Genomic DNA, 12,293 nt, shown 5'->3' on the forward strand with positions numbered 1-12,293 from the left:
CTCAGTCCCGCAGGCCGTCGCGCAGGCGCAGGGCGGACAGCGCCAGGGACAGCGAGACGTAGGCCGTGCGGCCGTAGAGGGGTTGGCCGATCAGGGATGTGATGCGGTGCAGGCGGTTGAGCACCGTGTTGCGGTGGCAGTGCAGGCGGACCGCCGCGTTGGCCGTGGAGCAGTTCTCCTCCAGCCAGGCCGTCAGCGTGTCCAGCAGCATGTCGCGTTCCCGGACCGGCAGCTCCAGCACCGGGCCCAGCTGGGTTTCCAGCAGCCGCTGCGCCAGATCCGGGGACTGCACCAGCAGCGCTTCCGGGTACCGCTCCTCCAAGGTCACCAGTTCCGCCGCCCCGTGCGAAGAAGTGCCCAGGGTGGTCAGCGCGAGCTGGTGGGCAAGCGCGATCTCGGCCAGGCCGCGCACCGTCGGTGACACGGCCACCCGACCCCGCGCCAGCGGTCGCAGCGCGTCGAGCGCGAGGTTCTTGTTCCGCTGTTCCAGCGCCACCAAGCCGACCAGGGAATCGGCGCGCACCTGCCACACGGACCGGAAGTGCAGCGCGCTCAAGGCGTCCTGATGGCCGCGCAGGGCGAACCCGCCGTCGCTGGTCATCTCGGCGACGATCACCAGGTAGAACCCGCCGGTGGGCAGGTCGAGCTCCTTCGCGGTGCGCTGCGCGAAGGCGATGTCCCGGGCGCGACCGGCGAGCAGGTCCTCCACCAGGGCGTGGCGCCGCTGGTCGTCGCGGCGCAGCCGCTCCAGTTCGGTGTTGCGGTAGGACGTCGACAGCGTGGAGGACAGGCCGTCGATGACCGTCCAGATCGACGTCGCGACACCCAGCACCGAGTCGGGATCGGCACCGTCCTGGTGCGCCTGGTCGACCAGCGCCTCCCAGGCGATTCGGCCGCCCAGCCGGAAGGTCCGCAGCATCACCTCCAGCGGCACGCCCTGCTCGGCGCGGCGGCGGCCGATGGCGGCGGCCACGTCGTCGCCGTCCGCTCCGGCCGCCGCGCCGCTGAGGATCTGCAGGATGCGTTCGAGGTACTGCCGACAGCCCTCCCAGAGATCTTCCTTGGGCACCGGGCTGTAGTCGGTCCACTCCGGGTTGTCGGTGAAGATGGCGGCCATCAGCCGCTCGGTGAGGGCCGGTACGTCGTCGAGCCTGGCTCTGGCCAGCGCATGCGTGACTTCGGCCGCGGAATCGGCAGGATCAGCTACCACGCTGAAACGATACCGCTGCAAGCAGCAACCGAGTCCGCTCCGCACTCGCTTTCGACAGCGAGGTGAAGGGCACCTTTCGCCAAGTAAGTTGGTGAAAGGTGCCCTTCACCCCTCACCCGGTCGGCGAACGCGAGGGTTGCTCGCGGCGCGGTGCGGGTCCGCTGCGGGGGGCCTCAGCGTTCGAGGCGCAGGAGGGCCTCCTGGGTGACGGTGGCGACCTGGCGGCCGGAACGATCGAAGACGCTGCCACGTCCAAGCACCCGGCCGCCCGCCGCCGCTGGGCAGTCCTGGTCGTAGAGCAGCCACTCGTCGGCGCGGAGGTCGCTGTGGAACCACATCGCGTGATCCAAGCTGGCCAGTTGCACGCCCTTGGCATGCCGGTCGACGCCGTGCAGCAGGAACACCGGTTCCAGCAAGGTCATGTCCGAGGCGTAGGCCAGGGCGCACGCGTGCAGCAGCGGATCGTCCGGCAGCTTCTCCGGTGCCCGCATCCACACCAGGTGGCGGGAGGCGTCGCGGCGCTGCACCGGTGGCGGGTACGGCGGGTCGTCGACGTGGCGGAGTTCGATCGCGCGGGGCTTGCGCCACCAGTCCGGGATCGGCACGTCGGAATCGGCGAAGCGCTCGTGCAGCGGTCGCAGGTCCTCCGGTGCGGTGGCGGGCGGGAACTCCGCCTGGTGCCGCAGGCCGTCGCGGGTGCGCTGGAAGGACAGCAGCGCGGTGAACACCTCCACCCCGCCCTGGCTGGCGATCACCCGACGCGCCGAGGTGGCCCCGCCGTCCCGAATTCGGTCCACTGTGTACTCCACGGCCTCGGCCGGGTCGGCGGCGCGCACGAACAGGGCGTGCATCGAGTGCACCGGCCGGTCCGCGGGCACCGTGCGTCCGGCGGCGGCGATCGACTGGGCGAGCAGCAGACCACCGAACAGCCGGTGCCGCGGCACCGGCTGGGTGCGGCCCAGGAACCGGTTCGGACTCGGCTCGGCGAGGTCGAGCAGATCCGACAGGCGAGGAACGTCCATGACCAGAACCAACTACTCACCTCAGGTGGTATCAAGTTGCACGTGACCGGTTACACAATCGGTGGATTACCAAAACGCGGGGTGGCCGAGAGGTGATCGACGCGGCGATGCGCGCACGCTCCCCCCGGCTTCCCGATGAACTGGCCGATCGGCTGCGGGAACGGATCATGACCGGCCGCCTGCGGCAGGGCGATCACCTGCACCTGGAGCGCCTCGCCGAGCAACTCGGCGTCAGCGTCACCCCGGTGCGCGAGGCATTGCTGGCGCTGCGCGGCGAGGGCTTCGTGGACCTCGAACCGCGCCGCGGGTTCACCGTGGCGCCGTTGAGCCGCCACGACTTCGAGGACGCCCACCGGCTGCAGGCCACCCTCGCCGGTGAGCTCGCCGCCCGCGCGGCGCGCAAGATCGACGCCGACCGGTTGGCCGAACTCACCAGGCTGCACGAGGAAATGCGACTGGCCGGTCAGTTCGTGCTGCTGGACATGGGCGATTTGGTGACCCGGTTCCGCGCCGCGGTGTGCCAGGTCTCGGAATCGCCCAAGCTGTCGTGGTTCCTCGGCATCGCGGTGCGCTACGCGCCGCAGAGCATCACCGTCGACGTACCGGGCTGGCGCGAGATGGCGGTGACCGACCACCACGCCCTGCTGACCGCGCTGCGCCAGCGGGACCCGGTCAGCGCCCGCGCCGCGATGCACAAGCACGTCACCCATACCGGAGAGTTACTGATCCATCACCTTCAGCAATTGGGACTGTGGTCCGAGGTGCCCGAAAACCCATCCTCACCAGGGAGTTCCGCGTCACATCAGGAACAGGACAAACGCCGCTAACGTTGTTCCCTGGAGTGGCGACATCCAGGTGGGACGCCTGACCGGGCGCGCCGCGAGCCATCCCTACTCCAGAAATTCGGGGGCATCTGCCATGCATTGCAACAGCCGCACGATCGTGTCGGTTGTCGGAACGGTAATGATGGTCGTGACGACCGTCGTGCTCGCGGCATGGAGTCACCCGAATACCGAAGCCCCGGTGCTGCCCGCCGCCAGCAACGCCCCGATCGTCATCGGCCGCTAGTAGGTTTTTGAACTCCTCGGCGGTGCCTGAAGCGGGAATGGGCCAACCTGCTTTCCCGCTTCAAAAACAAGGACGAGAGCCTTTCTCCGCGCGAACGCTAGGCCTCGCGAACCACGTCCTGCGGGTGTTTGTCGTTGCGCAGTCCCGAGAAGCGTGGATGGCGCAGCTTGCCGTCGTCGGTCCACTCGGTGAATCCGATCTGCGCGACCAGTTCCGGCGCCACCCAGTGCGCGCCGTGCTCGGTCACCGGGTCGGCGAACGGCGAGCTGTCGCGCGCCAGTTCGCCCAGTTTGCCGCGCAGCTCGTGCAGGGTCCGCTCGTCGTACCCGGTGCCGACCTTGCCCGCGTAGCGCAGCTCGCCCTGCTGGTAGTAGCCGACCAGCAGGGCTCCGAAACCGAACCGGGATCCCTTGGGGTCGGTGTAGCCGCCGATGACGAATTCCTGGTCGGATACGCATTTGAACTTCAGCCAGTCGCGGCTTCGCCCACCGCGATAGGGCCGGTCGGCTCGTTTGGCGATCAGCCCTTCCCAACCGCGTCGGCACGCTTCGCGGAAGAATTCCTCGCCGGTGCCGGCGCGGTGCTCGCTGAACCGCAGCGGATCGGTGAATTCGAAGAACTCCCGCAGCAACCGTTTGCGGGTGCGCAGCGCCAATCTCGTCAAATCCACGCCGCCGAAGGCGATCAGGTCGAAAACGTAGTAGTAGACCGGCACACCGGTGCGGCGGGCGGCGCGCGGATCGGTCAGGTGGATGCGCTTCTGCAAACGCGCGAAGCTCGTCTGGTCACCTTCGAATGCGACCATTTCGCCGTCGATGACGAACCGCCGCGTGCCCTGCGCGGTGAGCGCGTCGACGATCTCCGGGTAGGCCGCGTCGACCCGCTTCTCGTTGCGGGACCACAGCACCGGGCTGTTCGCGTCGCAGCCCGCGATCACCCGAACCCCGTCCAGTTTGCGCTCGAAGATCCAGCCCGGGTCGGAGAACCGCTGATGGGTCAGCGTCGCCAGGGCGGGCTCGTGCCACGTTCCACCTGGCCAGGACCGCAGCTCGGCTCGTTCGCCGGCGTCGAGCAACCGCATCGGATCGTTCATCGATCGCTGACTACCCGCGGATTTCGGCGCCGCAAACCAGCCAGGCTGAGAACCAGCTGTGAACGGCCTGTGAGTTCCACCCCGCGATGAAGCCCAATCGGGTTAATGCGAGAAACTGGATAGGTCGTCCTCCTGCCGCGCGAGCGGACCGACCGCCGAAGGTGAAAGCACGCGATGCCGAAGAGCAAGAACCCGCTCACCAAGAAAAGCGGGCTGTCCACCAACGTCATTCTCACCATTGTGGTGGTCGTCGTCGCCGTCCTGGTGATCGGCGGCGTGTTGCTGTTCAACCGCGGCGGAGCCGACAACAACACCGGTGGCCAGACCGTGGCGGCCGACGTGCTGCGCAAACCCGACAGCAACGTGCTGACCGAATCGGCCGACAACAAGGTGACCGTGGTCGAATTCCTCGACTACCAGTGCCCGGCCTGCCACCAGTACTACGACGCGCTGACCAAGCGGGTCGAGGCCGACTACGCAGGCAAGATCACCTTCGTCACCCGCAACTTCCCGCTGAGCATGCACCCGCTGGCCCGCCCGGCCGCGCAGGCCGCCGAAGCCGCCGCTTTACAGGGCAAGTACAAGGAGATGTACCACGCCCTCTACGACAACTACTCGGCTTGGGCGGTCGCACCCGACGGCCAGACCCTCAGCACCGACGAGGCCAAAGCCCGCGGGCTGTTCGACCAGTACGCCCAGCAGATCGGCCTCGATCTGCCGAGGTTCCAGCAGGACATGAACTCCCCGCAGGTCAACGCCAAGATCGACGCCGACGTCGCGGACGGCAACCGGGCCGCGGTGCAGGCGACGCCGACGATCTTCATCAACGGCAAGCAGTTCGACCCCGGCGACGTCGAGACCTTCCAGGAGCTCGACGAAGCGTTCCGCAAGCAGCTCGACGAGGAGCTCGCGCGGTGACCACCTCCCGCGCCGTCGAACCGCGCGGCCCGGGCTGGTTGTACGTCGTGGGCGGTTTGGTCGGGCTGGCGGCCTCGTTCGCGCTGATCGTGGAGAAGCTGCAGAAGCTGGTCAACCCCGCTTACGTGCCGACCTGCAGCATCAACCCGGTCATCTCGTGCGGTTCGGTGATGGACAGCGCCCAGGCCGCCGCGTTCGGCTTCCCCAACCCGCTGATCGGGGTGGCGGCCTTCCCGGTGGTGGTCACCGCCGGGGCCGTGGTGCTGGCCGGGTTCGCGCCGCCGCGCTGGTTCTGGCTGGGGATGCAGGTCGGCACCACGCTCGCGGTCGTCTTCATCCACTGGCTGGTGGTGCAGAGCCTCTACGAGATCCACGCGCTGTGCCCGTACTGCATGGTCGTGTGGATCGTGACCATCCCGCTGTTCTGGTACACGACGCTGCACAACCTCACCGCTGGCAACTTCGGCGGCGGGCAGGCCGTCGGCGCGGCGCTCGCCCGGTTCCACAGCCTGGTGCTGGTGGTGTGGTATTTGGTGATCGTGGTCCTGGTGCTGCAGGCCTTCTGGGACTACTGGAGCTCGCTGCTGTAAAACGCCCGATGACCTGCGGTTTCACTTTTGCAAGATCAGGCCAGTCCGCGTTCAGTCCGTGCGCCGCAGTAGCCCGAGAGCCCCTCGGCGATGGCCGCGCGGGTGGTGTCGTCGGCGTCCGGCCACAGGTGGCCGTAGGCGTTGAGCGTGGTGGTGGCCTTGGCGTGACCGAGGCGGTGCTGGACGGTCTTCACGCTCTCGCCGTGCCGGATCAGCAGCGAGGCGTAGAGGTGCCGCAGCAGGTGCAGCACCTCCGACGGCTTCAGCCCCGCCACGTCGGCCGCCGGGCGGAACACACGCGTCCACTGCCAGGACTGCATCAGCCCGCCGCTTTCGTTGGTGAACATCATCTGCGCGCGGCACTGCCGGGGCTTGCGCGGGTTCGTGCGGTCCCAGACCACCGATCTTCGGGTAGACGAACTTCTCCAGCCGGTAGCCGATCCCCAACGGCAACCGCCGCTGAAAATCCCACTGCACCTGCGGGAGTGGGAGTACCGCGAGAGCTGACGATGCAGGCGCGCCTCGTCAGGCCGCCGGGGACTCGCGCAGTTGGCATAGGGCAGCGGCCCGGATGGCGAAGATCAACGGTAGGGAGCCGACGTCGCGGATGACTGCGGGGAGGCTCGGCGCGTCGAGAACATCGGTTCCGCCGTGAAGTTCGCTGCTGAGCGCATTGAAGTCGATGTCAAGGGTGGTGACGTCGGAGCTGTAAAGGCGTTCGGCGCCGCGAGCGCGCGTGTTGCGAATGTCGTTGCTGGAAACCGACAGTGTGGTGATGCCGAAAAATTCGGGTTTGGCGCCGCGCTCCATCCAGCGCGCGAACCCGGTCAACTTCGTGCCGGACACGAAGCGCGGCGACAGGCCGGTCTCCTCGCACAGCTCCCGTTCCATGCCGGTGCCTACGGCCTCGGCTAGCGTCGTGCGCGGTTTGCCGTCGGGCCGGGTGAGGTCGCGGGGTTCCAGGGAGCCGCTGCCGGAGGGGGCGAGCAACAGTGGGCTGGCGGCGTTGCGATCGGACTGGCTGACCAGCAGCAGTTGCCCGTCGGTGGTGATCGCGAGGGTGGAAACGCCAATGACGTCGGAGAGATCACTGGCGGCCAGGGTGCGAATGTGTCCGGAGGCGTCGGTGAGCAGCCGACGGCGGGGGTCGAAGTCGTTGCCTGTCTCGTGGTTGGTGATGCGCATCGTGCACAACTCGTTGGAACACTGGAAGTCGAAGTACCGGGCGCTGTGCAGGCGGATCTCGGCGTCACCGGTGCCGGGCAACGGGTCGGAGCGCATGCCCACAACGGGGCCGTTGAACAACAGCCGACCCCGTGCCCGCAGGGGAAGCACGTGTGGGGCGGTGGCGCGCAGTATGGAAGGAAGCTGATAGGGATCGTCGTCTACCCGGACGGTGAAGGTTCTTTCCCGGACCGCACGGTCGATGTCGTCACTGAGCAACACCGTCCCGAGATTGGGCAGGTAGCGGTAGATCGCGTTCGGGTACGCCATCGGAGCGGGCAACTCCTGGGGGAATGGCGCGGCGATCACCGCGAAGTCGTAGGCCGACCACCGTTTCCGCAGGCTGCGGAAGTCTCGGATGAAGCTGATGGTGCCGAGCGCTAACGCGATCAAAGACAGCACGATGCCGACCGCGCTAGGCAGGACGGTCATCGCACCGAGTACGACGCCAAGGGCCGAGACCATCACCGGCCATTCGCGGACGGCCATGAACCACACGTAGTCGGCCTTGGAACGCGCCCGACGCGTCAGCTTGCGCACCCCAGCGCCCCCGACGTTCGGTTGCCAGAACTTGATCACGGTACGGCAGCCACATCCCTCGAAGCATGGTTCAAACGGCGCCATCCTAGTGCCGGACGGCTGCTCCGAATCGGCGCGTACCGTGGCTACTCTGACGAAAAACGCCCCACCCGAGCGCAACGGCGTCACCACACGCCTGACCATGAGCGGCTTGCTCGTCCTCGCCGGGGTGGCCTGGACGGTGCACGTGGTCGTCGTCGTCCGGGACCAAATCATCAGCAGGATCGACTATATGGAGAACTCGCTGACGCACTCCCTGGAGGCACACTCGCTCCAAGGCAACGTGTCGCAGATCCGACGCGCCAAGGGCGACGACTGATCGCAAGTGATCGAACTTGCTAAGATCAGTCCGTATTCAGTCCGCATGAGGGCCCAAAACGTTCGGTCAAACTAGGGCTTGCTTGGCTGCTATTTTCGCAGCTCAGCGGCATGATAACCGAGTTTCCGCAGGTAGCCGAGTGTTAGCGGTGTACTTCTGGGACTACTGGAGCTCGCTGCTGTAGTCGGCAGCGGCCGTTTGTGCGGTGCAGGCCTCGGGTACCAGGTGACTGTGAGTGAGGTGTGCGCCGCACCGACCGAGACGAGGTGGCCCGGGATGAGCGTGGAACGCGAGATCACGCACGTCGAGCCGGAGACGTCCGCGGCGAACCTGGTCGAGGTCCGCATCGCTGCGGAGCCCGCTCAGCTCGCGGTGATGCGGGCCGTCGTCGGTGACCTCGCCATGCGCGCCGACTACGACGTCGACTCGATCGCGGACCTGCGGCTGGCCGTCGATGAGGCGTGCTCGTCGCTGGTCCGGTTGGCAGCACCGGAGGCGACGCTGGTCTGCCGGTTCCGCACCAGCGATGACCAGCTGTCGGTCACCGCCGAGGTGCTCAGCGATGATGCGTTCGGACCCCGCAAGGACACCTTCAGCTGGCGCGTGCTCAGCGCATTGGCCGACCTTGTGTCAACCTCGGTCGAGTCGGACCCTGCTGCCAACGGCAGCCATCTGGTGCGAATCGAGTTGACCAAGGGACGGACGGCACACGTGTGAAACGAGCGGATTCCAAGCCGACAGGACATTCGCGCAACGAGCGCTACGACCGGCTGGCGCCGCTGTTCGGCGAGCTTGCGAAGCTGAGCAAGCAGGATCCCCGCTATGGCCAACTCCGCGACACGCTGGTCACCGAGCATCTGCCGGTGGCGGAGCACATCGCTCGCCGCTTCAGCCACCGCGGCGAGTCGCAGGAGGACCTCACCCAGGTCGCGACGCTGGGGTTGATAAACGCGGTGGATCGCTTCGATCCTGGCCGCGGAGTGGATTTCCTGTCCTACGCGGTGCCGACGATCATGGGCGAGGTGCGGCGGCACTTCCGCGACACCGGCTGGGCGGTGCGGATGCCACGTCGGTTGCAGGAACTGCACCTGTCGGTGTCGGGGGCGATCGCGCGGTTGTCGCAGGAACTGGGGCGCGCGCCGACCCCGAGCGAGCTGGCCAGGCACCTGGACATCAGCACCGACGACGTCTACCGCGGTTTGGAGGCGGGCAACGCCTACCGCAGCGCCTCGCTGGACGAACTGCTCACCGACACCGACGAGATCCCGCTCGGGGACGCCATCGGCTCCGATGACGCCGAGCTGATCGAGGTGGAGAACCGCGAGATGGTTCGTCCGCTGCTGCGAGAACTGCCGGAGCGGGAACGCCGGATCCTGGTGATGCGGTTCTTCCGGGGCATGACCCAGACGCAAATCGCCGAGCAGATCGGCATCTCCCAGATGCACGTCTCCCGGCTGCTGGCCCGCACCCTCGGCTGGTTGCGGCAACGGCTGGAGGCGGACCGGCCAGCCGCCGAAACCATCAGCGAGAAATGAGCGCCTGTGCCTGGTCCTGGGTAGAAAACCGCCCGGAACCCGTCGGGGGATTTCGGGTCCCGGGCGGCGGCTCTGGGGTTGCTACAACGAGATGCCGCGCTCGTTCAGCCACGGCAGCGGGTTGATCTTGGTGCCGTTCTTGATCACCTCGAAGTGCAGGTGCGGGCCGGTGGACTGGCCGCGATTGCCCATCGTGGCGATCTGCTCGCCAGCCCCGACCTGCTGGCCGACGCTGACGTCGATGGTGTTGATGTGGCCGTAGACGGTGATCGTGCCGTCGTTGTGCTGCACCCGGATCCACTGGCCGAAGCCGCTGGCCGGACCGGCGTCGATGACCTTCCCGGCGGCCACCGAGTAGATCGGGGTGCCGATGCTGTTGGCGATGTCGACACCCCGGTGGCTGGTGCCCCAACGGGCGCCGAAACCGGAGGTGAAGGTGCCCTCGGCCGGTTTGACGAAGCTGCTGGCCCACTTGGCCCGCTCCTCGGCCGCCTGCTTGGCCTCGGCCGCGGCGCGCTCGGCGTCCGCCCGGGCCTGCTCGATCGCCTTGCTCTTGTCGATCTTCTGCGATTCGGCCAGCGCGTTCTCGGCGGGCTCGGCCGCGAGCAGCTGGACCGCCGCCGGGCTCCTGGTGGTGCCGGTGACCGCCAGGCTCAAGTTCTTCGTACCGGCCAGCGGTTGCCCGGTCTCGTTCGGCAGCGTCGCCGCGCTGGCGGTCAACGGCTGGCCGACTGCCACGAACGCGCCACCGGCCACCGCCGCGGCGATGACCTTCTTGCGAACCGGGAGGGCGACCGTCGGGGGATGGCCGCCCTCCTTCCGGTGCTTGCCCATCTTCACCTTCCGCGTCGGGGAGGTCCGGTCACTTCCCGCCGGGGGATTGCGGGAACGCCTCTCGGGGTTGAGGCATTGCCGTGACCGAACCGTGACTCACGAACGGCGAACGTAGCTGAGGGTTACTGATACATGCAACAGCTACTCCAATCGACCGACAAACAGCGGCGGATCAGTCACTCTTAGTGCTCGAAATGGATGACCGATCGATAACGGCGAATTCCACCGCCACCGGTCCGGCCAGCGCCGCGAGCAACGCATCGAGGTCGTCGCGGAAACGATCAAGACACCTGTCGTTCACGCAGGTCCAGCGCGAAACGATCAAGCAGCCCAGGCGTGCGGCCGTCCCGTGCGACGCCGGTTTCGAAGCTCCTGGAGTCCACATGCGACATCGTCGTAGCACGGGCGGTGAACCACGTCGATCACTCGCCGACCGGCTCGGCTACCGCCGAAAGTGGCCTTGCGCACAACGCTCGCGCGAACCGACCCGGCACCTTCCCGCACTTTGGGAGTCGGTGTAACTCGGAGGCGGGATCTGTTTCACTGATGCGCATGACGCCTGGTGATCAGTGGCGGCTGCTGGTGCAGCGCCTCCACGTCGACCTGCGCCGCGTCACCTCCGCAGGGTGTCGGTGCGCGCGGTAGGCCCCGCTCCCACCTGACTTCTTCGCCTCGTTCGGCTCACCCCATCCGGCTGCGCAACGCCGCGCCGCGTTTCGCCGCGCGCCGGAACCGGCACCCCACGCATCTACGGAGACAACGTGCAAGCATTCCTGATCTTCGCGATCGGTGGTTTCCTCGCGCAGCTGGTCGACGGCTCACTCGGCATGGCCTACGGGGTGACCTCGACGACGATCCTGCTCGCCGCGGGTCTGAGCCCGGCCTTGGCCTCGGCGTCGGTGCACCTCGCCGAAATCGGCACTTCGATCGCCTCTGGGCTGTCCCACTGGAAGTTCGGCAACGTGGACTGGAAGATGGTGCTCGTCCTCGGCGTGCCGGGTGCCGTCGGCGCGTTCTTCGGCGCCACCGTGCTGAGCAATCTCTCCACCGAGGCCGCCGAGCCGTGGATGTCGGCCATCCTGCTCGCCCTCGGGATCTACGTGCTGCTGCGGTTCGCCATCCGCCCGCTGCGCCGCCGCCAGCTCACCGGCGTCAGCCCGAAGCTGCTCGCCCCGCTGGGCCTGGTCGCCGGGTTCGTGGACGCCACCGGTGGCGGCGGCTGGGGCCCGGTGGCCACCCCGACGCTGCTGAGCACCGGCAAGGTCGAGCCGCGCAAGGTCGTCGGATCGGTGGACACCAGCGAGTTCCTCATCGCCGCCGCGGCGAGCCTGGGCTTCCTGACCTCGCTGTCGCACCAGCAGCTGTCCTGGCTCACGGTGGGTGCGTTGCTGCTGGGTGGTGTGGTCGCCGCGCCGCTGGCCGCCTACCTGGTGCGCATCGTGCCGATGCGGCTGATCGGGGTCGGTGCCGGTGGACTGATCGTGCTGACCAACGCCCGGACGCTGATCAACAACTTCGACCTGCCCGCCCCGTCGCCGACCGTGATCTACGTGGCGATCATCGTCGCGTGGCTGGCCGCGCTGGGCTACACGATCCGCGTGGTCCTCTCGGAGCGCCGCGAGCTGGCAGAGGTGGAAGAGGCCGCCGCACCGACCCGGAGTTGAACGCCTGGGGCTGAGCACCGCGCGCGAGGAAGAGCTCCGAACGCCGTCTCGCTGCCGGATCCCGAGGTCACGGACGAGGGGAATATTTACCCACGTGCCGTATCGCCGAGATCAACCGAACGAGTTACTGTTCGGTAGACCGTGTGGAAGCCCCCCGACACACGGTAGGCGCCCCGGGAGGCGGAGTTCACGCTCCGCGCCCGGGGCACCGCTCCCCGTACCACGGTCGATCGATGC

At 67.7% G+C, this 12,293-nt stretch carries 13 protein-coding genes; 7 read left to right on the top strand and 6 right to left on the bottom strand.

Features of this window, described 5'->3' with window-relative positions; genetic code table 11:
* Position 1: 1 nt before the first annotated feature.
* Complete coding sequence (locus tag ACTWQN_RS30250; protein WP_443207017.1) at positions 2-1,210, bottom strand: PucR family transcriptional regulator; 1,209 nt, start codon at positions 1,208-1,210, stop codon at positions 2-4.
* A 173-nt stretch (positions 1,211-1,383) separates the two neighbouring features.
* Positions 1,384-2,232, bottom strand: a complete 849-nt coding sequence (locus tag ACTWQN_RS30255) for an acyl-CoA thioesterase (RefSeq protein ID WP_443207018.1) — start codon at positions 2,230-2,232, stop codon at positions 1,384-1,386.
* 107 nt (positions 2,233-2,339) lie between these two features.
* Between ACTWQN_RS30255 and ACTWQN_RS30260 the strand changes: the two genes are divergently transcribed.
* Positions 2,340-3,059, top strand: coding sequence for a GntR family transcriptional regulator (locus tag ACTWQN_RS30260; RefSeq protein ID WP_443207019.1), 720 nt, complete (start codon positions 2,340-2,342; stop codon positions 3,057-3,059).
* Positions 3,060-3,397: 338 nt separating this feature from the next.
* On the opposite strand, the gene ligD is transcribed toward ACTWQN_RS30260, so the two are convergent.
* On the bottom strand, positions 3,398-4,393 hold the full coding sequence (gene ligD / locus ACTWQN_RS30265) for a non-homologous end-joining DNA ligase (protein WP_443207020.1): 996 nt from the start codon (positions 4,391-4,393) through the stop codon (positions 3,398-3,400).
* A gap of 174 nt (positions 4,394-4,567) precedes the next feature.
* Here ligD and ACTWQN_RS30270 point away from each other — a divergent pair, with 174 nt between their 5' ends.
* Together ACTWQN_RS30270 and ACTWQN_RS30275 are read left to right on the top strand one after the other, a co-directional pair.
* Positions 4,568-5,311 carry a DsbA family protein gene (locus tag ACTWQN_RS30270; protein WP_443207021.1) on the top strand — a complete coding sequence of 248 codons (744 nt, stop codon included), beginning with the start codon at positions 4,568-4,570 and terminating at the stop codon, positions 5,309-5,311.
* A complete protein-coding gene (locus tag ACTWQN_RS30275; RefSeq protein ID WP_443207022.1) occupies positions 5,308-5,901 on the top strand; it encodes a vitamin K epoxide reductase family protein in 594 nt (197 codons plus the stop codon). Before ACTWQN_RS30270 ends, ACTWQN_RS30275 begins: the two co-directional genes overlap by 4 nt.
* Positions 5,902-5,936: 35 nt before the next feature.
* Here the strand turns inward: ACTWQN_RS30275 and ACTWQN_RS30280 are convergent, their stop codons facing one another.
* Positions 5,937-6,302 (bottom strand): tyrosine-type recombinase/integrase, encoded by a 366-nt coding sequence (locus tag ACTWQN_RS30280; RefSeq protein WP_443207023.1) that lies wholly within the window; start codon positions 6,300-6,302, stop codon positions 5,937-5,939.
* Between the two features lie 124 nt (positions 6,303-6,426).
* The gene (locus ACTWQN_RS30285) at positions 6,427-7,704 is read right to left on the bottom strand and encodes an NUDIX hydrolase (protein WP_443207024.1); all 1,278 of its coding nucleotides are present in this window, start codon (positions 7,702-7,704) and stop codon (positions 6,427-6,429) included.
* A gap of 142 nt (positions 7,705-7,846) precedes the next feature.
* Between ACTWQN_RS30285 and ACTWQN_RS30290 the strand changes: the two genes are divergently transcribed.
* From ACTWQN_RS30290 to ACTWQN_RS30300, 3 genes are all read left to right on the top strand, one after another.
* On the top strand, positions 7,847-8,023 hold the full coding sequence (locus ACTWQN_RS30290) for a hypothetical protein (RefSeq protein ID WP_443207025.1): 177 nt from the start codon (positions 7,847-7,849) through the stop codon (positions 8,021-8,023).
* 276 nt (positions 8,024-8,299) lie between these two features.
* On the top strand, positions 8,300-8,740 hold the full coding sequence (locus tag ACTWQN_RS30295; RefSeq protein WP_443207026.1) for an ATP-binding protein: 441 nt from the start codon (positions 8,300-8,302) through the stop codon (positions 8,738-8,740).
* Positions 8,737-9,558 carry a SigB/SigF/SigG family RNA polymerase sigma factor gene (locus ACTWQN_RS30300; RefSeq protein ID WP_443207027.1) on the top strand — a complete coding sequence of 274 codons (822 nt, stop codon included), beginning with the start codon at positions 8,737-8,739 and terminating at the stop codon, positions 9,556-9,558. The genes ACTWQN_RS30295 and ACTWQN_RS30300 overlap by 4 nt, the downstream gene beginning before the upstream one ends.
* Before the next feature lie 81 nt (positions 9,559-9,639).
* Here the strand turns inward: ACTWQN_RS30300 and ACTWQN_RS30305 are convergent, their stop codons facing one another.
* The gene (locus tag ACTWQN_RS30305) at positions 9,640-10,392 is read right to left on the bottom strand and encodes a M23 family metallopeptidase (protein WP_443207028.1); all 753 of its coding nucleotides are present in this window, start codon (positions 10,390-10,392) and stop codon (positions 9,640-9,642) included.
* 761 nt (positions 10,393-11,153) lie between these two features.
* Between ACTWQN_RS30305 and ACTWQN_RS30310 the strand changes: the two genes are divergently transcribed.
* Entirely contained in the window at positions 11,154-12,056 is a 903-nt protein-coding gene (locus ACTWQN_RS30310) for a sulfite exporter TauE/SafE family protein (RefSeq protein WP_443207029.1), read from the top strand.
* The last annotated feature ends 237 nt before the right edge of the window (positions 12,057-12,293 follow it).

The sequence above is a fragment of the Saccharopolyspora antiqui genome (genome assembly GCF_052246905.1).
GTDB lineage: Bacteria > Actinomycetota > Actinomycetes > Mycobacteriales > Pseudonocardiaceae > Saccharopolyspora.

What these genes read in the sequence shown, in the direction of transcription:
- ACTWQN_RS30270 (WP_443207021.1), top strand. Translation starts at nt 4,568, where the DNA reads ATGCCGAAGAGCAAGAACCCGCTCACCAAGAAAAGCGGGCTGTCCACC.
- ACTWQN_RS30290 (WP_443207025.1), top strand. Translation starts at nt 7,847, where the DNA reads ATGAGCGGCTTGCTCGTCCTCGCCGGGGTGGCCTGGACGGTGCACGTG.
- ACTWQN_RS30260 (WP_443207019.1), top strand. Translation starts at nt 2,340, where the DNA reads ATGCGCGCACGCTCCCCCCGGCTTCCCGATGAACTGGCCGATCGGCTG.
- ACTWQN_RS30255 (WP_443207018.1), bottom strand. Translation starts at nt 2,232, where the DNA reads ATGGACGTTCCTCGCCTGTCGGATCTGCTCGACCTCGCCGAGCCGAGT.
- ACTWQN_RS30305 (WP_443207028.1), bottom strand. Translation starts at nt 10,392, where the DNA reads ATGGGCAAGCACCGGAAGGAGGGCGGCCATCCCCCGACGGTCGCCCTC.
- ligD (WP_443207020.1), bottom strand. Translation starts at nt 4,393, where the DNA reads ATGAACGATCCGATGCGGTTGCTCGACGCCGGCGAACGAGCCGAGCTG.
- ACTWQN_RS30295 (WP_443207026.1), top strand. Translation starts at nt 8,300, where the DNA reads ATGAGCGTGGAACGCGAGATCACGCACGTCGAGCCGGAGACGTCCGCG.